Origin of the sequence: Pelagerythrobacter aerophilus (assembly GCF_003581645.1) — a bacterium.
Lineage (GTDB): Bacteria > Pseudomonadota > Alphaproteobacteria > Sphingomonadales > Sphingomonadaceae > Pelagerythrobacter > Pelagerythrobacter aerophilus.
Map to the genome: position 1 here is coordinate 17146 of NZ_QXFK01000001.1, position 19400 is coordinate 36545.

General features: G+C 63.3%; 17 protein-coding genes and 2 pseudogenes. 5 read left to right on the forward strand and 14 right to left on the reverse strand.

The features are described 5' to 3' along the window. Window positions 1-142: 142 nt before the first annotated feature. From D2V04_RS00090 to D2V04_RS00105, 4 genes are all read right to left on the reverse strand, one after another. The gene (locus D2V04_RS00090; protein WP_119511361.1) at window positions 143-895 is read right to left on the reverse strand and encodes an amino acid ABC transporter ATP-binding protein; all 753 of its coding nucleotides are present in this window, start codon (window positions 893-895) and stop codon (window positions 143-145) included. After that, window positions 892-2139: a cystathionine beta-lyase gene (gene metC, locus D2V04_RS00095; RefSeq protein WP_119511362.1), complete on the reverse strand. Its 1248-nt coding sequence runs from the start codon at window positions 2137-2139 to the stop codon at window positions 892-894. The genes D2V04_RS00090 and metC overlap by 4 nt, the downstream gene beginning before the upstream one ends. After that, the gene (locus D2V04_RS00100; RefSeq protein WP_228766167.1) at window positions 2129-4237 is read right to left on the reverse strand and encodes an ABC transporter permease subunit; all 2109 of its coding nucleotides are present in this window, start codon (window positions 4235-4237) and stop codon (window positions 2129-2131) included. Before D2V04_RS00100 ends, metC begins: the two co-directional genes overlap by 11 nt. Window positions 4238-4314: 77 nt before the next feature. Then, entirely contained in the window at window positions 4315-5385 is a 1071-nt protein-coding gene (locus D2V04_RS00105) for an amino acid ABC transporter substrate-binding protein (RefSeq protein ID WP_228766168.1), read from the reverse strand. A gap of 55 nt (window positions 5386-5440) precedes the next feature. Between D2V04_RS00105 and D2V04_RS00110 the strand changes: the two genes are divergently transcribed. Then, a complete protein-coding gene (locus D2V04_RS00110; protein WP_119511365.1) occupies window positions 5441-6346 on the forward strand; it encodes a LysR family transcriptional regulator in 906 nt (301 codons plus the stop codon). A gap of 36 nt (window positions 6347-6382) precedes the next feature. Here the strand turns inward: D2V04_RS00110 and D2V04_RS00115 are convergent, their stop codons facing one another. The 9 genes from D2V04_RS00115 to D2V04_RS00155 form a co-directional block, all read right to left on the reverse strand. Beyond that, complete coding sequence (locus D2V04_RS00115; RefSeq protein WP_119511366.1) at window positions 6383-8854, reverse strand: TonB-dependent receptor plug domain-containing protein; 2472 nt, start codon at window positions 8852-8854, stop codon at window positions 6383-6385. 354 nt (window positions 8855-9208) lie between these two features. After that, a complete protein-coding gene (locus D2V04_RS00120) occupies window positions 9209-9550 on the reverse strand; it encodes a hypothetical protein (RefSeq protein ID WP_147391734.1) in 342 nt (113 codons plus the stop codon). Window positions 9551-9578: 28 nt separating this feature from the next. Then, window positions 9579-10100, reverse strand: a complete 522-nt coding sequence (locus D2V04_RS00125) for a DUF411 domain-containing protein (protein WP_119511368.1) — start codon at window positions 10098-10100, stop codon at window positions 9579-9581. Window position 10101: 1 nt separating this feature from the next. Then, entirely contained in the window at window positions 10102-10491 is a 390-nt protein-coding gene (locus D2V04_RS00130) for a DUF305 domain-containing protein (RefSeq protein WP_228766169.1), read from the reverse strand. A gap of 92 nt (window positions 10492-10583) precedes the next feature. Beyond that, window positions 10584-11798 (reverse strand): copper resistance protein B, encoded by a 1215-nt coding sequence (locus D2V04_RS00135; RefSeq protein ID WP_119511370.1) that lies wholly within the window; start codon window positions 11796-11798, stop codon window positions 10584-10586. After that, window positions 11795-13636 carry a copper resistance system multicopper oxidase gene (locus D2V04_RS00140; RefSeq protein WP_119511371.1) on the reverse strand — a complete coding sequence of 614 codons (1842 nt, stop codon included), beginning with the start codon at window positions 13634-13636 and terminating at the stop codon, window positions 11795-11797. The genes D2V04_RS00135 and D2V04_RS00140 overlap by 4 nt, the downstream gene beginning before the upstream one ends. A gap of 113 nt (window positions 13637-13749) precedes the next feature. Beyond that, the gene (locus tag D2V04_RS00145; RefSeq protein ID WP_119511372.1) at window positions 13750-14334 is read right to left on the reverse strand and encodes an RNA polymerase sigma factor; all 585 of its coding nucleotides are present in this window, start codon (window positions 14332-14334) and stop codon (window positions 13750-13752) included. After that, complete coding sequence (locus D2V04_RS00150; protein ID WP_119511373.1) at window positions 14331-14768, reverse strand: periplasmic heavy metal sensor; 438 nt, start codon at window positions 14766-14768, stop codon at window positions 14331-14333. Before D2V04_RS00150 ends, D2V04_RS00145 begins: the two co-directional genes overlap by 4 nt. Before the next feature lie 2 nt (window positions 14769-14770). After that, on the reverse strand, window positions 14771-15016 hold the full coding sequence (locus tag D2V04_RS00155) for a hypothetical protein (RefSeq protein ID WP_147391735.1): 246 nt from the start codon (window positions 15014-15016) through the stop codon (window positions 14771-14773). A gap of 163 nt (window positions 15017-15179) precedes the next feature. Between D2V04_RS00155 and copC the strand changes: the two genes are divergently transcribed. The 3 genes from copC to D2V04_RS00170 are packed head-to-tail and all read left to right on the forward strand — an operon-like array spanning window position 15180 to window position 17201. Continuing rightward, on the forward strand, window positions 15180-15563 hold the full coding sequence (copC, locus tag D2V04_RS00160) for a copper homeostasis periplasmic binding protein CopC (protein ID WP_119511375.1): 384 nt from the start codon (window positions 15180-15182) through the stop codon (window positions 15561-15563). Between the two features lie 4 nt (window positions 15564-15567). Further along, window positions 15568-16533 carry a copper homeostasis membrane protein CopD gene (gene copD, locus D2V04_RS00165; RefSeq protein WP_119511376.1) on the forward strand — a complete coding sequence of 322 codons (966 nt, stop codon included), beginning with the start codon at window positions 15568-15570 and terminating at the stop codon, window positions 16531-16533. Between the two features lie 32 nt (window positions 16534-16565). Next, a complete protein-coding gene (locus tag D2V04_RS00170) occupies window positions 16566-17201 on the forward strand; it encodes a helix-turn-helix domain-containing protein (protein ID WP_119511377.1) in 636 nt (211 codons plus the stop codon). Between the two features lie 194 nt (window positions 17202-17395). On the opposite strand, the pseudogene D2V04_RS00175 reads toward D2V04_RS00170, so the two are convergent. Further along, window positions 17396-17734 (reverse strand): annotated as a pseudogene (locus D2V04_RS00175) (integrase core domain-containing protein); the annotation flags it as partial. A gap of 153 nt (window positions 17735-17887) precedes the next feature. Between D2V04_RS00175 and D2V04_RS00180 the strand changes: the two are divergent. After that, a pseudogene (locus D2V04_RS00180) lies at window positions 17888-19184 on the forward strand (IS110 family RNA-guided transposase). The last annotated feature ends 216 nt before the right edge of the window (window positions 19185-19400 follow it).

Sequence of the window (19400 nt, forward strand, 5' to 3'; positions counted from 1 at the left end):
GCATCATCCCTCATCGATTTTGAAATTTTTTTGCAGGCAGCGGTCTGCTCACGCAGGGAGAGGGCTCCTCACCCCCTCGACTTGCTCATGAAATGACGGGACCAACGGCGTCACGGTCCGGGCGTGCCGGCATCGCGGCCACTCAATGCGAAAGTATCTGGTCGAGGAAGGTTCGCGCGCGCTCACTTTTTGGAGCGGCAAAGAAATCGGCCGGGCTCGCATCCTCGATGATCCGGCCTTGATCCATGAAAAGAATCCGGTCGGCCGCCTCGCGCGCGAACCCCATTTCGTGCGTCACGCAGACCATCGTCCGCCCCTCGCTGGCGAGGGCCGTCATCGCATCGAGAACCTCCTTGATCATTTCGGGATCGAGCGCCGATGTGGGCTCGTCGAAAAGAAGAATCCGCGGTTCCATCGCCAGCGCCCGCGCAATGGCCGCCCGCTGCTGCTGCCCGCCCGAAAGCTGGCCCGGATATTTGTTCGCCTGGTCCGCGATCCGCACCTTGTCCAGATAGGACATGGCCCGCGACTCGGCGTCCTGGGGAGCGAGGCCGCCGACGAGCACGGGCGCGAGGGTACAATTTTCAAGGACCGTCTTGTGCGGGAACAAATTGAACTGCTGAAAGACCATGCCGACGGAATGAAGCGCCGATGCCGCATGGTGCGAGGCCTCCATCACATTGGTGCCCTCGATGAGGACGGCCCCGGAATTGGGCACTTCGAGCATGTTCATGCACCGGATAAGCGTCGACTTGCCCGATCCCGAGGGGCCGCAGATCACGACTCGTTCGCGCGGCGCGATCTCAAGGTCGATCGAGCGGAGTGCATGATAGGCTCCGTAATATTTCTCGACTTGCCGAAGGCAGACAGCCGCCGGAATCGGACCGCCGGTCATGATGTCCGCTTTCCGTCACGCATGGCTCGCACGCGCCGGAAAGCCGCATTGAGATCGGCGATCAGGTCCTGCGGCGCCTCCAGCCCGGCGTGGATGCGGATCAGCGCACCTTCGGCCTCGCCACTGGGGAAATCGCGGATCGGCGCGGGCCATGCCGGGACCGCGAGGCTTTCGAAGCCGCCCCAGCTCGATCCGAGCTGGAATAGCGACAGCTCGTTGAAAAAGGCGGCGGTTTCCGGTGACGTCAGGCGATCGAGTTGGACGCCGAACAATCCCGACGCGCCCGCAAAGTCCCGCTTCCAGATCGCATGACCGGGATCTGCCGGATGAGCCGGATAGCGGACGGCGACCACCTCGGGCTGATCGAGAAACCAGTCGATCAGCGTCGCCGCCGTGCGCTGATGACGTTCGAGACGGGCATCAAGCGTTCGGATACCCCGATGGACGAGGTAGCAATTGTCGGGGCTGGCGCAATTACCCCAGCGCGCGGCCGCATCCTTGAGACGGCGATAGATGGCCTCGCTGCCGGCGGTCATCGTGCCGAGAAGGCAATCGGAGTGGCCCGAGAGATATTTGGTTGCCGATGCAAGCGAAACATCGACGCCATGGGCCAGCGGCTTGAAGAAGAGCGGCGTAGCCCAGGTGTTGTCGACAGCAGTCAGGATATTCCTGCTACGCGCGACCGCGACGATCGCGGGGACGTCGATCATGTCGAAGGTCTGCGAACCAGGCGTTTCCATGTAGATGAGCCGGGTATTGCCGCGGCAGAGTGCGGCAATCTCCGGGCCGATATCGGGCCGGAAATATTCGACCTCGACACCGAAGCGCGCAAGCACGTCGGTCAGAAACTTGCGGGTCGGCCCATAAACGCAGTCCGCAACGAGCAGATGGTCCCCCTCGCCCACGAAAGCCGTGAGGGTAAGGGCGATTGCGCTCGTTCCCGACGAGGTGATGACCGTTGCATGGCCCGCTTCGAGTTCGCTTACGGCCTCGGCGAGCGCGAATGTCGTTCGCGTTCCGTAAAGTCCATAGATGACCTCATCGTACAGGCCCTGGTGCCGATCCATATATGCCTCGACACTGTCGTAAATAATGGTCGAGGCCCGATCTACGGGCGGATTGATGAGGCCGCGCTGAGCTTGTGGCCGCGGCCCCGCATGGACGGCGCGGGTCGGATCCTGCCAGGCGCCCCCGCCCGGCCTCGTCAGCCGCTGACCCGATTTCTGGTCGTGTTTATCCTGCATAATGTAATTTCCGTTCGATCTTCATGCTGAGCCGGGACAGGGAGAAACAGAGGAGGAAGAATATTGTCCCGGTGAAAAGATAGGCTTCGGCGAAATAGGGACGCCATTGCGCCTCGACGTAGGAGAGGCGGGTCGTTTGCAACAAGTCGAAGACCCCGACGATCAGGACGAGCGTGGTATTCTTCACCTCGCTGATCGAGGTGTTGACCAATCCCGGCACGCTGACTTTGAGTGCCTGCGGCAAGAGGATGTGGCGACGCGCCTGCCACTTGGTGAGGCCGAGAGCCTGAGCGGCCTCTTCCTGCCCGGCCGGGACCGCCAGAAGGCCGCCCCGGATGACCTCCGCCATATAGGCGGCAGTGAAGAAGAGAAGTGCGATCTGGACGCGCGGCAGACTGTCGATCGACAGGTAGGAAGGGACGAACAGCGGGAACATCACCGCGGCAAGGAAGAGCACGCCGATCAGGGGCGTGCCGCGAACCACTTCGATGAAGGCGACGCTCGGCCAGCGAACGGCGCGCTTCGGCGATCTGCGTCCGAATGCGAGGAGGATTGCCAACGGAAAGGCGCCGATCACCGCGACACTCGCAAGCAGCAATGTAACCGGAAGGCCGCTCCACTTTTCCATCGGCACATAGGGAAGGCCTGCAAACCCGCCGCGCAGCAGAAGGATTGCGGCTGCAACCGCTCCAAGCCATGCAAGGCCGAGGCGGCCGCTCCAAAATCGCGGCGCGAAAGATAGCGCAAGACATCCAAGCAACGCCGCGGCAGCCCCAGCGGCGCGCCATTGCTCGGGCTCGGGATAGGTTCCGAACAGAATGAGCCGCGCATTTTCACGCAGGAAGGGCCAGCAGGCGCCGCCAGCCGACCGGCATTCGGTCGCGCCTCCGGCAAAGGTCGCGTCGAAGAAGAGCCATGTCAGCCCCTTGCCGACCGCAATGGTAGCGAGGGCGAGGATAGCCACGGACAGGATCGACTGGCGACCTCCCCCGAACAGATTGCGCCGTACCCATGCCGGCCATGCCGCCACGGCGCGTATGGGGAAGGATTCGCGTGCCGCCGGCTGGTTTCGGCCGGGCTGTCCGGCGACGCTCCAGCCCAGGCGGCGAGCATAGAGGCCGGTGACGAGCGACAAGGACAAGGAAAGCAAGAGGAAGGTCGCGACAAGCAGGCCGACGCCCTCGATCGCTTGCCCGGTCTGGCTGATGACGGTGTCGACCACCGAGAGAAATTCGGGATATCCGATCGCCACGCCCAGCGAACTGTTCTTGATCGTATTGAGGTGCCAGCTCGTCATCGGCGGCATGGCAACCCGCAATGCCTGCGGAAGGACGATCCGGCCCAATGTCTGCGCGGGCGACAGGCCGAGCGCCCTCGCGGCTTCGCGCTGCCCGGCGGGCACCGCCAGGATCGCGCCGCGGAATATTTCGGCAAGATAGGCCGAAGCGTATACCGAAAGGCCGGCGACAAGCGTCAGAAACTCGGTAGAGAGCGAGAGGCCGCCGATGGTTCCGAAGCGCCCGGCCCGCGGCAGATCGATCGCGCCCCACAGAATGAGCAGGACCCCGGTCATTCCGGTCAATGCCAGCGCGAGCACGACACGCGCACGTCTGCGCCGGAAGACACCGAACAGGATCGCAGATGCCAGGAACACGATCAGCAGCGCGGCCCTCGCCGGATCGGAGAGGGTGAGCGCGGGGAGATGCAACCCCCGATTGTCGAGGTCGATCGCTCCGACCGCACCCGAACCGGGACCGGGCAAACCGAACAGCAGTGCGGCGTACCAGACGAACATCTGGAGCAGCAGCGGAATGTTGCGGACCAGTTCGATGTAGATGCCGGAGAGCTTCGCAAGCAGCCAGTTGGATGACAGGCGGGCCATGCAGACCGCAAGGCCGAGGAGGGTCGAAAGGATGATCCCGAGCGCCGATATGAGAAGCGTGTTGAGAAGCCCTACCGCCAGCGCCGCCGCATAGGAGTCGCCCGGCGCATATGCGATCAGCGTTTCGCCAATGGCGAAGCCCGCCCGGTCGGAGAGGAAACCCAATCCTGTCCGGATATTCCGCTCGGCGAGATTATCGGCCAATGTCGCAAACAAGCCGGACGCGACAGCAAGCCCTGCCGCCAAAAGCATCCAGGGCAGTGCGGCGTTCAGGAGGCTACGCTGCGCCCGGATCATCGCATCGGCAACGGGTAGATCAGCCCGCCGTCCCGGTAGAGCCTGTTCTGCCCGCGCTCGACCCCGAGCGGCGCGATGTGCCGGTCGAAGATTTCACCGTAATTGCCGGTCGCCTCGATCGCCCGATATGCCCAGTCATCGTCGAGGCCGAGGGATTTGCCGAAGCCCGGCAGCCCGCCCAGCATCTTGCGAACCTCGGGATCGCGCGAACCGCTTCGCATACGCGCCGCATTGTCCTTGGTAACCCCCATCTCCTCGGCTGCGAAGAGTGCGTTCAGTACCCATTTGTTGATCTCGAACCATTGCTCGTCGTCGCTGCGCACAACGGGACCGACGGGCTCCTTCGTGAGTCGTTCGGGCAGCACGACATAATCGTCGGGATGCGCCGCATCGGCGAGGCGAATCACCGTCAATGTGAACGCGTCGGTGGTCATCGCGTCACATCGTCCGGCGAAGAAAGCGAGCTTCGCTTCTTCGGGGTTTTCGAACACGACCGACTGAAAGCGCAGTCCCTTGCGCTCGAAATATTCGGCAGTGTTGAGCTCGGAGGTCGTCCCCTTGGTGATGCAGATCGATGCGCCGTCGAGATCCGCCGGCAACCGCACGCCGGAACGCCGCGGCACAAGGAAGCTCTGCCCGTCATAATACATCGTGCCGACGAAATTCACGCCGAGGTCCGTGTCACGCGTAAGCGTCCATGTCGTCGTTCGCGACAGGACATCGGCCTCGCCGGTCTGAACGATCGTGAAACGCTTGTTCGAGGCAACCGGCATGAACCGAACCTTGCGGGCATCACCGAGGACTGCGGCGGCGAGGGCACGGCAATAATCGACGAAGAACCCCTGCCAGCGTCCGCGCTTGTCGAGATAGGACATGCCGAGCTGACCCGTATGAATGGCGCAATTGAGCGTCCCCCGCGCCCGGATTCGGGCGAGCGTCGAACCTTGCGCCGCGGCGATTTCATGGTTCCCGGTGCCCGCGGGCTCGCCTTCACAGCCCGCGAGCAGGAGCGCACCTGCGACGAGCAGCGCCGGAAGCCGACGGCGCAACGGGTGCAACCTATTCATAAATGAGGCTTTCGATGCTAGTGCCATAAGAATTAGCTATGGGGAGCGAAGTCCGATGAACCTGCGTCACCTCGAGGCCTTCAGGGCCGTGATGCTCTCCGGGTCGGTCACTCAGGCTGCGCACTCGCTCAACCTCTCGCAACCCGCGGTAAGCAAGATGCTCGCGGACCTCGAGCATCAGCTCGGCTTTCAGCTCTTCCTGCGGTCGCGCGGCAGCGCGCTCACGGTGACGCCCGAGGCCGATGCCTTTTTCTACGAGGTCGAGCGGAGCTTTTCGGGCATAGCGGCGCTGAAGCGTGTGGCCGAAGATATCCGCAACATGGCGACCGGCACATTGCGAATCGCCGCGCTCCCGGCGCTCGCGGTCAGCTTTCTGCCCCGTGTCATCGCGGCCTTTCGCGAGACGCATCCGGGTGTCACCGTCCAGTTGCAGACCCGCAGTTCCTCCACGGTGCGGCAATGGATGTCGAACCAGCAGTTCGACATCGGGCTCGCGACGCCGGCGCGCGAATTGCCCGGCATACGCATGGAACGCTTCCTGCGCTGTCCCGGAGCCTGCGTTCTCCCTGCCGGTCACCGGCTCGCCGCCAGGGAGGTCATCCGGCCGGCTGATCTCGAAGGCGAACCCTTCATCTCGCTCGCGCTCGAAGATGGCGTCCGCCACCGGATCGATCGGATTTTCGAGGATGCCGGTGTCCACCGTGAAATGGTCATCGAAACCCAATATGCGATGACCATCTGCGCGCTTGTCATGCAAGGGGTCGGATGCTCGATCCTCAACCCCGTGACCGCGGCGGATTATGCCGAACGGGGCCTGACGGTTCGTGATTTCGCGCCGGAGGTTCATTTCGAATATATGCTCTTCACGCCGAAGTTGAGGCCGATGTCTCAGGTCGCGGCCGCCTTCATAGCGATGCTCCAATCTCACCGCGACGCGATGTTCGGGTCCGACGCTGGCTGAGCCGGGACGTCGCGGCACGGCCATCGAAGCCCCGGGTCAGAAGGAAGCGGTCGCGCGGACGTACCAGAATCCCCCGTTGAATCCCGTCGGGGCGAAGCGGAGATATTTGATTCCGTTGTTGATCTGCGATTGCCGCGCCTCGACGTCGGGATAATTGTCGAAAATATTCTCGCCGCCGACCGCGAGCTTGAGCATGTCGCTGACACGATAGGAGAGTTCGAGATCGACCAGCAGTTCGGCGCCGCCCGTCTGGTCGGCCGCCGGCGTCGCGCCATAATCGGTCCATTTGCCATAATAATTTGCCCGTGCAACGAGGCCGAAACGGTCGCCCGAATAGGTGAAGGACGCATTGCCCTTCCACTTCGGGACGAAACCCTCCAGTTCGAGCAACCGCTCGCGATCGGCGGTGATGACCGGAGAGGCCTTGATGACATCGGTTTTGGTATAGTTGCCGTTGAGGCCCAATGTCGCCTTGCCGCCGCCGAGGTCGAAGCCGACCGTCAGCACGGCATCGACGCCCTGGGTGCGGCTGTCGAAGGAGTTGGTGAAAAAGCTCACCTGCTGGAAAGAATCCCCTCCCGGAATGCCGAGCGCCGCAAGCTGTGCGCGCTGTGCCGGCGTAAGGTTGAAATTGCCTGACACGGCGATCCGGTCTTCGACCTTGATGTTGAAATAATCGAGCGTGAAGGTGATGCGGTTGGTGGGCTTCACGACGATGCCGCCCGCCACGTTGAATGAATTTTCCGGCCGAAGCGGGGTCGCGCCGAAGAATTGTGCGACCGGATTGGTAGGCGCGATAATCCCGGCCGTGAGCGGTGCGCCGGTTACCGAATCGATGTTCGTTTGCACCTGCGAGGCGTTCGACTGACCCGGGGTCGGCGCGCGAAAGCCGGTATTGACGGATCCGCGCACGGCGAAAATGTCGGAGAAATCATAGCGCCCGTTGATCTTCCAAGTGAATTTCGAGCCGAAATCCGAGTAATTCTCGTAGCGTCCGGCGAGGCCGAACTGAAACGCCTCGGTGAGATTGCCTTCGAGCGACGTATAGGCAGCCCAGTTGCTTCGTGCGAACTCGCCGGCCTGGATCGGACTGAAGCCGGGAAAGCCGTTAGAACCGACGGGCAGGCCCACCCTGCTTCCCGTATCGGGGTCGATGACCGAGGCGAAAGGCCCGACCTGCCAGGAAGCGATGTCTCCGGCCGTGATCTCATAGGTCTCGCGCCGATACTCGAGGCCGCCGGCAAGCGTCAGCGGATCGGACGTGCCGATGGCGATCGGATAGGTGAGATCCAGATTGAAGGCGAGTTCGCGCTGCTCGAGCTGCCCGGGCTTGAAAGAGGTCGGCGACGCCAGACCGAGCGAAGGGTTGACCGTGTTGTCGATCCGGTAGGACGCATGATTTTGGCCGTAGGACGCGCTGAGGTCATAGGTAAAGCCCGAGGCAAACTCGCCCTTGAGACCGGCGGCGAGCGCGGCGTCGGTCACCGTCGCACCGAACTGCGGCGTAAAACCGCCGGGATAGAGCTGGCGAAAGCTGAACCGCTGGCCGCCCGGGGTGCTGGTCAGCGGAATCGAGGTGGAAATGAAACTGGTATCGGGATGACGGTAGAAGAACGCCGTGGTCCCGCGGCTCCAGCTATAGTTGCCGAAGGTGTAGAATTCCATTTCGTCCGACAGATCGATGCCGGCGTTGACGAAGATGCGGGCCGCTTCGGACTCGGGATTGCCCCATCGCTGCGCCGGGACCGGAACGCCCTGGACACCTGCGTCTATCAGCGCCTGTGCGTCGGGACGCTGGATGCCGCGCGATGTGGAACTGGCGTTCACATATTCGCCGCTGATGTTGACGAAACCGGCATCGGTAAACGGGAGGCCGACATTGCCCTGGACGAGCACATCCTCGCCATCGCCCTTATAGAATTGGCCGTAGCGGGCAATCAGCAGCCCGCCCTCACGGTCCCGGCGCAGGCCGAAATTGAGCACACCGGCGATCGCGTCCGAGCCGTAAAGTGCCGATGCCCCGTCGCGCAGCACCTCGAGCTGGCCGATTGCGATCGATGGGATCGCCGAGAGATCGGGACCCTGCGAACCGCGAATATAGGGAACGTTCGTGAACTGGACGGTGGCGCCGCGATGACGGCGCTTGCCGTTGACGAGGACCAGCGTCTGATCCGGCGGCAGGCCGCGAAGCGAGAAGGGCCGGGTGAAGACGGCGCCGTCATTGCTGACGAGGCGCTGCACATTGAGCGACGGGACCTCGGTGCGGAGGAGATCGTTCATATCGGCTGTGCCCTTTTCGAGCAGTTCCGAGCCGGTGATAATATCGATCGGCTGGGCGGAGTCGGCCGCCTTGAGATCATTCCGCCTTGTGCCGGTCACGACGATGTCGCCCTGCGACGCGGCTGCTCCCGATGCTTCTTCGGCGCCGTCCTGCGCAAAGGCCGCAACCGGCAAGGTGACGACCAGGGCGGCGATAATCGAGCCGCTCGTGCGAAGCAGTTTCTGCATGCTCCCCTCCCATTTACAAAAGCTCTCGGCTTCATCGCCGAGCTATATTCGTGGCTCCGGCATGGCCAGAAATAATCACGACTCATCATTACAAACGAGAGGGCTATTCCATATCGTTATATGTTAGGCCTTGGAGGCTGGACTGAGGGTCGCCCGCCTGCAAACTCGCCGCAGCCCCCCGGGCAGCGCGTCCGGCACGCAACGACATGGTCCTACACGCATCATGGTGAACGCAGCCGCGCGTTCCTTGGTCGCGCCTATCCGGCGGCGCGACCGGCCGGGCGCGGCGCTAAGATATACAGCGCAGCGTGCCGCCTTCCGGCCTGGCGGCATCCCGCATCGTCCTATGTTCCGTCACATCTTGTCCATGTCGTGCCCGGCGTGAGGGTCGGGCTCGGCCGGCTTCGCAGGGTCCGGGGCGGGCTTTGCGACGGGAGGCACGGGCGCCTTAGCCACGGGTTCTTTCGCGGGACGCGATGTCTCGGGCGGCTTCGCACCGTCGGTGGCGACTGCCGGCTCCTCCTGAGCCGGTGCTCCCTCCACGGCAGGCGGAGTTTCAGCGATCGGCGGCGTCATTCCGCCGGGGTTTCCGCGCTGTTCTGACGGCCCTTCATTCGTCTGCGTGGGTTCGGCGCCGCATGCGGCCAGGGCAAGGATCAGCGCGGTCGCGCTGGTCAAGGCAATGCGTCTCATCATGTCAGTCTCCTTTTGTCGCGACGGCGGATCACGCGCGGAATTCGGACACCTTGCCGCCGCCGAACGCCATAACGTCGAAGGCGTCGACGCTTCCGTCCGGCATTTCCATTCCCGGGGAGCCGCGCGGCATTCCCGGCACCGCGATGCCGCGAATGTCGCGCGGCTTTTCGAGGAGCAGTTTCGCGACATGGCGCATCGGCACATGACCTTCGACGGCATAGCCGCCGATTATCGCCGTGTGGCACGAGGCCAGATCGGCAGGCACGCCATATTGCGTCTTGACGGCGGCCATGTCCGAGCGGTTCTCGACAATCACCTCATAGCCGGCCTTGCGCGCGATATCCGCCCAGGCCTCACAGCAGCCGCATCCGGGATCGCGGTAGACGAGCATCCGCCCAAGATCCGCCGCTTCGTCGCGAGGCTTGCGAGCCGGGTCATTTTTCTCACCTGTCGCTGCCGGGGCCGGAGCGGCATTGCACGCCGCAAGCGCGACTCCCGAGCCGGCCGCGATCAGGCCGATAAGATAGCGGCGCGTCATCGGGCTTTGCATGTCATTTCCTCACGAGAATGGATTTCATCTGTTCGATTTCGGCAGCCTGTCCCGCGATAATAGTGCGGCAAAGTTCGCGTATTTCGGCATCCTTCAGCGATGCCTGCTCACACATGAGGATTGCCCCCGAATGATGCGGAATCATTGAACGGAGGAAGGCCGTATCGCCAATTGTCGTCTGGGTCCGGATCAGTCCGAAACTTCCGAAAAAGGCGACCGCCGACCCCAGCAAGAGAAGCAGGTTGAAGCGCTTCGATGGAAACATGTCCGGCATCGCGACGATCATCAGCACCACCATCGGCGAGACCATCATCAGCGTCATGTAGAGCATGTTCAGATTATTGTAGAAGCTCGAGAGGCGGTCGATCATGACGAACATCACCAGATACATGATGACACCGCTGACGATCGTCTGCAGCGCAAGGCTGCGATAGGCTGGTTTCACGGCATTTCTCCTCGACGTGTCGCCGCCCCGCGAAACTTCTAGAACCAGGCCCGCACCCCCATGACGAAGCTGACGCCGCTCGCATCCTCGCCTGCGGCGCGCGCAAATCGCGCGGTATCGCCGACCTTGCGCGTCCATTCGACGCCGACATAGGGAGCGAATTCCTTTACGATCTCGTAGCGAAGGCGGAGGCCGAGCTCGAGGTCGGAGAGGCCCGAACCCGTTCCGGTCTCGGGCACATCCTGCAGCGCGAAATTGAATTCGGCCATCGGCTGGAGAATCAGCTTCTGGGTGATGCGTTGGTCGTAATAGCCCTCAAGGCGGCCGAGCAGATCGCCCTTGTTCGAAAGAAACAGCGCGCCTTCGACCTCGAACCAGTAGGGCGCGAGGCCTTCGAAGCCGATCGTCGCATAAGTCCGGTCGGGTCCGGGGCCGAGGTCCTGCCTGATACCCGCCTGCGCATTGAAATAGGGTCCAATCGCCCGGCTGTAGAGGGCCTGTATCTCGGTTTCCTCAACGCCTTCGCCGAACACACCTTCGCCTTCGCTCTTGAGCGTTAGGCGGTTGATGTCGCCGCCGTACCAAGCCTCGCCGTCCCAGCGGAAGCCGTCGCGTCCTTTGCGTGCCTGATATTCGGCCAGATTGAAGCTAATGAAAGCGATGGTTTGCGCGCCATTCTCCTTCATCATGTCGTGGCGCGAGTGCTCCATTTCGGCTTGGGGATAGATGCGGTCGGCGTACCAGTCGCCGGGCGGCGGCGGCGCAGCGGCGTCGCCCGGCGGCAGGTCGGTCCCGCTGGCGCTCGTCGTCGCCATAGCTTCCATTCCGGCCATGGGATCCGCAGACTCGCCCTTCGGGGTGCAATGGCCCATTTTGGCATGTTCGGGCGGGCAATCGGGATCGGACGACTGCGGTGCGCCATGATCCATCGCACCCATGTCCGAAGCGCCCTTGTCTGGAGCCTCCGCCTCAGGCGTACAATGACCCATCGCCGCATGTTCGGGCGGGCAGCTTGAAGCCTCGGGTTCCATGTCCATGCCCTGCATGTTCCCATGGTCCATCTGCTCCATCGGTCCTTCGGCCGGCGCTTCGGGCGCGGGCTGGGCTACCGGCGCTGGCGCTGGCGTTGGCGAGGGAGCGGGTGTCGGCGCGGGCGCCGCACCATGCATCGAATGATCCATCGACTGCGCCGCGGCGGGCACAGCAAAGGCCAGCGGCGCGATACCAGCGAGGAGAAGCGCGACCCGGGTCATTCGCCGTCTCCCTTCGGCCGGACGCTGACGACGCGCATCATCCCCGCGTGCATGTGATAGAGAAGGTGGCAATGGAACGCCCAGTCGCCGAGCGCGTCGGCGGTGAAGTCGAAGCTCGCGGTGCCGCCCGGCTGGACGAGCACCGTATGCTTGCGCGGCGAACGGTCGCCCTTGCCCGTGACCAGTTCGAAAAAATGGCCGTGGAGGTGGATCGGGTGGCTCATCATCGAATCGTTGATGAGGTTGATCCGCACCCGCTCACCTTCGATGAAGGGGATCGGCTCGTGATAGTCGGACATTTTGATGCCGTCGAACGACCACATGAAACGTTCCATGTTGCCGGTCAGGTGGATGTCGAGCGAGCGCGACGCCGCGCGCACATCGGGATTGCGTTCCAGCGCGACAAGGTCGTGATAGGTCAGCACCTTGTGCCCCACGTTTTCAAGTCCCTGCCCTGGCTCGCCCATGCGATCCATCGGCATCGGCGAGATCGTCTGGACGCTCGGGTCGCGCTTGACCTGCGGCGCGACGCTGAAGTCGCGCATGCTGTGCTGCATGCCGCCCGATCCATGATCCATGCCCGCCATCGCGCCGCCTTCGCCCGCCGGCGTGCAATGACCCATTTTCGCATGTTCGGGAGGGCAGGATGGATCGGTAGCGGGCATGGGCATGGCGCCCATGTCACCGCTGCCCGAATGGTCCATACCCGCCATCGCGCCGTCCGACATGTCGCCCATGCCCATGTCCTTCATGGTGGCGAGCGGGCGTTCGCGAAGCGGCGGCACCTCGGCGACCATGCCGGCGCGCGGTGCGAGCGTCGCACGTCCCATGCCCGAACGATCGTTCGCCTCGGCGACGAACGTATAGGCGCGGTCCTCGGCCGGGGTGACGATGACGTCATAGGTTTCGGCGACCGCGATCTGAAACTCGTCGATTTCGGTCGGCACGACGTTGAGCCCGTCGGCCTGCACGACGGTCATCCTGAGGCCCGGGATGCGGACGTTGAAGATCGTCATCGCCGACGCATTGACGATACGCAGACGCACCCGCTCGCCCGGGCTGAAGAGCGCGGTCCAGTTGTCGCGCGGACCATGGCCATTGACGAGGAAGGTGTATGTCGAACCATTAACGTCTGCGACGTCGGTCGGGTCCATCCGCATCTTGCCCCAATCGATCCGCTCCTTGAGCGGTTGATCCTTGCCGGCGAGCAGACCCGCCAGCGTCTGGCGCTGCATGTTGAAATGGCCGGGATTGACCTTGAGCTTGCGGAAGATCGCTTCGGGCGAAAGCTGACTGTGGTCCGACAGCACGACAACATGTTCACGGTCGTAGCCGATCGGGTCAGCGCCCGCCGGGTCGATGACGATCGGCCCGTAATGGCCGAGTTGCTCCTGCAGCCCCGAATGGCTGTGATACCAGTAGGTGCCCGACTGGACGACGGGGAACTCGTAGACGAAGGTCGACTTCGGCTTGATGCCGGGAAAGCTCACCCCCGGCACGCCGTCCATCTGGAAGGGCAGGATCAACCCGTGCCAGTGGATCGAGCTGTCCTCGTCGAGGTCGTTAATGACGGTGAGCTTGGCCGTTTGCCCTTCCTTCAGCCGGATGAGCGGTGCGGGCACGGTGCCGTTGATCCCGATCGCGCGGCTGAGCTTGCCGTCGATCCGCATCGTCTGGCGCGCGATGCGCAGCGTGATGTCGTTGCCCGATACGGTGGGAAGAGGCGCGGTGATGCCCGAGGACACCGGCTGCGCCCAGGCGGGGAACCATGCGGCCATCGCCGCAGCAGCGCCTCCGCCCAAAGCTCCACTGACGAACCGACGCCTTTCCATCTGCATATTCTTTCCGACCGTTTAATGACTGTTCCTAAAGCCATACGCAGGCGAGACGGCCGCCCCTCAATAATAATGCCGTCGATGAGGGAATGCCGCCAGATCGAGCGGTCGATATGTCAACCCCGCGCTCTCGCCGATGTTCCCGCGAGCAATTCCTTGAGCCTGGTTCGCGCACGGTACAGGCGCGTCTCGACCGTCTTCTCGCTGACCCGCAAAATTGCCGCGGCTTCGGCCTGGCTGACCTCATCCACGCCGCGCAGCAGCAGCACCTCGCGCAAATTTTGCGGCAGTTGGTCGATCGCTCCGCGGACCCGCGCAAGCTCGCGCTTGGCGGTCGCCTCGGAGTCGGGCGCGGGACCATCGCTCGCGACATGATGTGCACTCTCGAGCGGCAGCGCGCGAGAAAAAAAGGCACGCACTTTTCGCCGACGCGCCCAATCCCGGCATTTGTTGAGTGCGATACGGGCAATCCAGGTACGAAACGGCCGATCGCCATCATAGCGGTCGAGCGCGGAAAAGCCGGCAACAAAGCTCTCCTGCGTCAGGTCCATCGCCTCTTCGGCATCGCCGACTTGCTTGACGATGAGCCGGTAGACCCCCGCCTTGTACCGGCGCAGCAGCTCGCGATACGCATCCTCGCGGCGCGCGCGCGCAAAGACTGCCAATTCCTCATCGCTACATTGCGATAGGTCGGCGCTCACCGTGCATCGGCGGTCAGCGCCTTGACCACGCTCTTGTCGAACATCTCCGCCTGTTCGGGGCTCAGAACCCCGCGCATCGCGAACAAATGCTGGAGCGTTTCCTTCTGCAGATCGCCCATCACTTCATGCGTCTCGTCGATCGCCTTGGTGACCCTCGGACCATAGCCATGTTCGGCTTCGATCGCCTGCGCGAGCCGGACATTGGCGGCGCGCATTTCGAGTTCAAGCGCCCGGCGGCGACTTGCAAAGTCGGCTTCGATCCGCTCGATCTTCCTTTCCTGCTCCGCGGTGAGGTCGAGCTGCCCGTGGAGAAGCGCGTGGAGTTCGGTTTCGCTGGCGTCCGGGGCATCCGACACCGTGCGCCCGACGAAAACACCGGCGATGGCCGCAGCGAATGCGATGAGGCCCAGGAGAAGAAGGCGGCGCGACGGCATCGTTACCGCACGTCCAGCAGAGTCGACGGCGCAAGCGCGCTCGAAGGGCCGAAGGGGGTGAAGGGACTCGCCGCGACCGCCGGTTGGGAAATCACGCTCCCCGCCACAATTCCGCCTCCGAGCGAAACAAAGGCGGCGAGCGCCATCAGGCGGCGCGTCGCCATCGCTTCGCGCCGACGGATCGCCAATGCGCCCATGATACGATCGTCGAGCGCATCGAGCGCCGCGGGCAGATCGATTCGGTTCAAAATGCGAAGCTCATTATCCATCGACCGTCTCTTCAAACCTTTCCATCATTGTACATACGCGCCGAAGGGCCTCACCCCTCACGCGGAATATTCCGCCGGAATATTTGAGGGCTACGCCGATATCCTGCGTATTAGCAGGACAGACACGCAATTGGAGGTCCCTATGCTCAAGTCTCTTCTCCCCTCTGCGGCAGCGGCGTTCGCGCTGATGCTCATGCCGGCTGCCGCCAACGCGCACACCAAGCTTGTCGGCTCGACGCCGGCGGCCAATTCGACCGTCTCGAAAGTCACGTCGATCAATCTCCAGTTCAACGAAAAGATCGTCGCCTCGACGCTCAAGACCGAGCTCGTCATGACCGGGATGCCCGGGATGGCCAATCATGCCCCCATGAAGGTGCCCTTTACGTCGATGATGGGCAAGGAAGGCAAGTCGGCGATGCTCATGCTCAAGCGGCAGCTGACGCCCGGAACCTACAAGGTCAAATGGTCGGCGGCGGGCGCCGACACCCATCGCATGGGTAGCGAATTCAGCTTCACCGTGAAGTAGGACGGTGGGTGACCCCGTCCTGATCGGCATCAGGTTCGCACTTTATGCGGACCTGATGCTTATCGCCGGGCTTGCGGCGTTTCCGCTCTACGCGCTGACGCAAAGCGAGCGCCTCGGACCGCATCCGATGGCCGCGATCTGGCGCGCGGAACGCTGGCTGTGCGTCGCCGGGCTGCTCTTCTCCACCTTGGGGATGGCCGTGCTTGCGGCTTCGATGCAGGGTGTGGGTCTTCTTTCCCTGGAATTCCGGCCATTCCTCGATCTTGTGCGCGAGACGGATGTCGGGATGGCCTGGATTTACCGGAGCGCCGCCCTCCTGTTCGCGCTCGTCGCGGCGATCTGGCTGACACGCTGGCCGACAACCGCGGCGACGATGCTCACGGCAGCCGGCTCGGTGGCCGTCGCGACCCTCGTCTGGTCCGGTCATGCGGGTGCGACCGAAGGGACCGCTGGCACCGTCCACCGGATCAGCGACATCCTGCACCTTGCCGCCGCCGCGATCTGGATCGGCGCGCTCGGCGCCTTCCTGCTGCTGATCGCGCCGAAGCATATTCTCGAAATGGCTGATGGGCTGCGCCTTGCCGCGCGAAGCCTCGATCAGTTTTCGCGCGTCGGGACGATCTGCGTCATCATTATCGCCGCGACCGGCCTCATCAACAGCCAGATGATCGTCGGTGCCGCAAATATCGGCCGATCGCTCGGCTCGCCCTATGGGCAATTGCTTCTCGCCAAACTCGCGCTGTTCGGGCTGATGCTGGCGCTCGCGGCCGCCAACCGCTGGCGACTGACCCCGGCCCTCGCGGCGGTCGTGCCGGGAACCGATACCGACGGCCCCGATACCGACCCCCGCCAGGCGCTGGCGGCGATGCGCAGGAGTCTGGTCATCGAAGCGATGGCGGCGCTCGTCATCCTCGCGCTGGTTGCCTGGTTCGGCACGCTCGAACCATTTGTCGACACCGGTCCGGCTTGACGGCCACTACCGCCTCCTGGTCCGGTTCGATCATGCTCGGAACCGGCTGGGCTCTGATCGACGCGCGCATCGGAAGCAGCCGCCGCCATAGCCATCTCGCCCATCAAATAAGCCTCGCCGTCGAGAACGATCTGCAGGTTTCGGGCGACGGCGACATGACGATCCCGGTCGGGCGGGCAGTCGCCATTGCCTCGCATGTCCGGCATCGCCTGGGCCCCGAAGGCGCCCTCGTGCGGTCTTTCTATCTCGATCCCCTCTTTCGCTCCGATGCGCGTCTGTCCACGGGATCGACGCCCATTCTAATGGCTCCGGCCCCGGCGGCAGCCCTTCGCGCAATCGCAAGCGCAGCGGATGCGAAACGCTGGGCGTCGGATTATATCGATCGATCAGAGGCAAATCCGCTCGACGCGCGCTTGTCCGGGGTGCTCGCTGCCCATGAGGATGTGTCGACGCCGCGTGCACTGGCCGGCCTTGTCGGCCTCTCCACCTCGCGCCTTCGCGAAATCGTCCGCCGGGATTTTGGCGCGCCGCCGGCGAAGCTGCTCCAATGGCTGCAACTCCAGCGGGCCGTTCGGGCGCTCGTCGGCGGCGGGAGTCTTGCCGACGCAGCGGCGGCGGGCGGTTTCGCCGATCAGGCGCACTTTACGCATGTTGCTGTCATCCTGTGATCGCGCTCGCCGGAAGGCAAGCGGTGTTGCACCCAAATCCGGCTCAATTTCCGGGGGCTATGCGAAAATCCCAGACCGGGATGCCGAACGCCCGCGCCTTGTCGACGAGATTGTCCTGGATGCCGGTGCCCGAGAAAACGATGAGGCCGGAAGGCATCGCTGGACTGCCCGCGATGACTGGTCCGGTTGCATAATTAGTTGAAGACCGCCTCCGATGCCAGCCTGGGCGGGAGGCGGAGCGCAGCGGAGCCGAGCGGCCAGGCTGGCATCTTGATCGTTTCCGGAGCCGGTGGTCGATATCCGTGGCTGCTGTGCGGCCGGAGGCGATTGTAATGATCGCGCCACCAGCCGGTGACGCACCGGACCTCCTCCAGGCTGTAGAAGATTTCACCATTGAGCAGCTCATCCCGCAGGCGAGCATTGAAGCTCTCGATATAGCCATTCTCCCAAGGGCTGCCGGGCTCGATATAGAGGGTGGTGACGCCGAGCCGCCCGAGCCATTTACGCACAGCATGGGCAACGAACTCGGGGCCGTAGCACATTGGGAAGCTGCCTCTCGAAGGCAGCGCTCGCCTTGATGGAGACAAGGGCGCGTAGCGCCCGCAGGCTTCATCAAGGCGGTCATGACCGGTCATCAGGTCTCTAAAGTGAAGTTGTCGACTCAACACTTTGGAGGCAGACCGACCATGACCAAGCTCAGTTCTACACCCGCCGATGCCGTGCTGGTAGCCATCGATATGTCCAAGCACCGCCAGGAGGTCCTCATCGAACGCCCGGAGGGCGGGCGGCGACGGCGTATGACAGTGATGGCGACGAAGACCGATTACGACCGCCTTGCGTCCGTTCTGGCTGATATTGGCAGACCGATTGTCGTCGGCTTCGAGGCGACCGGTAACTATCACCGCACCTTGGCGCACCGCTTGCTCACAGCAGGTTTCGAGCTGCGCCTGATCTCGTCCGTAGCCTTGGCCCGGACCCGAGAGGCTCTACATAATGGCTGGGACAAGAACGACTCCAAGGACGCGCAGGTGATCCTGCATATGCTGCGGATTGGCGCCACCCAGCGCTACGTCGATCCGCTTGCCGCCGGGATTAACGATCTGCAGGAGATGTCGAAGACACACGAGGCCATCTCCAAAGCCAAGACCCAGACCTGGCACCGGATCCTGACCCATTACCTGCCGCTCTACTTCCCAGAGATCGAGCGCTTCGCCGGCAACAGCAGGTCTGATTGGTTTCTTGCCTTGCTCGAGCGGTTTCCGACGCCCGGGAGCATGACAGCGCTTGGCCAGGAAGCATTCACGCGCGAGGCGTGGTCACTGGTCGGTCGCAAGGTCTCCAAGGCTCGATTAATCAACGATATTTACGAGACCGCCTGCGCATCCGTCGCACTGCCGGTCGATGAGGATTCTGTGGCGATTGCCATGTTTCGCATGGTCATCGCGCAAGCGCGCAGTCTGATCCGCCAACGTGACGAGATCGAGCGAGCCGCCCATGCCATGCTCAGCGAGAACCGTGACTACCAGCTGCTTCGTATGATCCCTGGCATCGGCCCGATCAACGCGCTGACCATCCTCGCCGAGGCCGGGGACCTTCGACGGTTTGCCCACCATCGCCAGTTCCTCAAGTTCTGCGGGCTCGATCTGGCCACCTGCCAGTCCGGCACATTCCGCGGTCGGACCAAGCTTTCCAAGTATGGTAATGCTCGGTTGCGCCGCACTTTCTGGATGGCCGCACAAGTCGCCGCTCGCCAACGCGACAACAGCTTTCGCGATAAGCTGGGCCGATACATGGAAGGACACGCCAACGACCCCGATCGCCGCCGCAAGGCAATGACTGCACTCACCGCCAAGATGGCGCGCGTCGCGCACGCCGTCATCAAGACGGGAACCGAGTACCGCCCGTTCCTCGAACGGGCGGACACCAGATGGAAGGACCCCTCTCTGCTGTGCCGTGAGGGCGCAACTGCGACCCTGTAGATAATGTTCGGGCCTTCCATCTGGCATCCGCATCTCATTTTAAGGACGGTTAGGACCACGACCGATGCGGCCGCTGGATCCTGTGTTTGCTATGGCCGAGAGCGCATTCCTTGACGATGGAAGCCATCTGGATCAAAAAGACATTTGCGCCGGTCATGATCGGCGCAACGAGACCTGCTGGCCTTGTCCCACAGCTGCTTCCCGACCTAGGACGTTGTCG

Bases quoted from the DNA above. Each gene is read 5' to 3' on its own strand.
- D2V04_RS00090 (WP_119511361.1), bottom strand. From the start codon at position 895: ATGACCGGCGGTCCGATTCCGGCGGCTGTCTGCCTTCGGCAAGTCGAG.
- metC (WP_119511362.1), bottom strand. From the start codon at position 2,139: ATGCAGGATAAACACGACCAGAAATCGGGTCAGCGGCTGACGAGGCCG.
- D2V04_RS00105 (WP_228766168.1), bottom strand. From the start codon at position 5,385: ATGAATAGGTTGCACCCGTTGCGCCGTCGGCTTCCGGCGCTGCTCGTC.
- D2V04_RS00110 (WP_119511365.1), top strand. From the start codon at position 5,441: ATGAACCTGCGTCACCTCGAGGCCTTCAGGGCCGTGATGCTCTCCGGG.
- D2V04_RS00115 (WP_119511366.1), bottom strand. From the start codon at position 8,854: ATGCAGAAACTGCTTCGCACGAGCGGCTCGATTATCGCCGCCCTGGTC.
- D2V04_RS00120 (WP_147391734.1), bottom strand. From the start codon at position 9,550: ATGATGAGACGCATTGCCTTGACCAGCGCGACCGCGCTGATCCTTGCC.
- D2V04_RS00125 (WP_119511368.1), bottom strand. From the start codon at position 10,100: ATGCAAAGCCCGATGACGCGCCGCTATCTTATCGGCCTGATCGCGGCC.
- D2V04_RS00130 (WP_228766169.1), bottom strand. From the start codon at position 10,491: ATGTATCTGGTGATGTTCGTCATGATCGACCGCCTCTCGAGCTTCTAC.
- D2V04_RS00135 (WP_119511370.1), bottom strand. From the start codon at position 11,798: ATGACCCGGGTCGCGCTTCTCCTCGCTGGTATCGCGCCGCTGGCCTTT.
- D2V04_RS00140 (WP_119511371.1), bottom strand. From the start codon at position 13,636: ATGCAGATGGAAAGGCGTCGGTTCGTCAGTGGAGCTTTGGGCGGAGGC.
- D2V04_RS00150 (WP_119511373.1), bottom strand. From the start codon at position 14,768: ATGCCGTCGCGCCGCCTTCTTCTCCTGGGCCTCATCGCATTCGCTGCG.
- copC (WP_119511375.1), top strand. From the start codon at position 15,180: ATGCTCAAGTCTCTTCTCCCCTCTGCGGCAGCGGCGTTCGCGCTGATG.
- D2V04_RS00170 (WP_119511377.1), top strand. From the start codon at position 16,566: ATGCTCGGAACCGGCTGGGCTCTGATCGACGCGCGCATCGGAAGCAGC.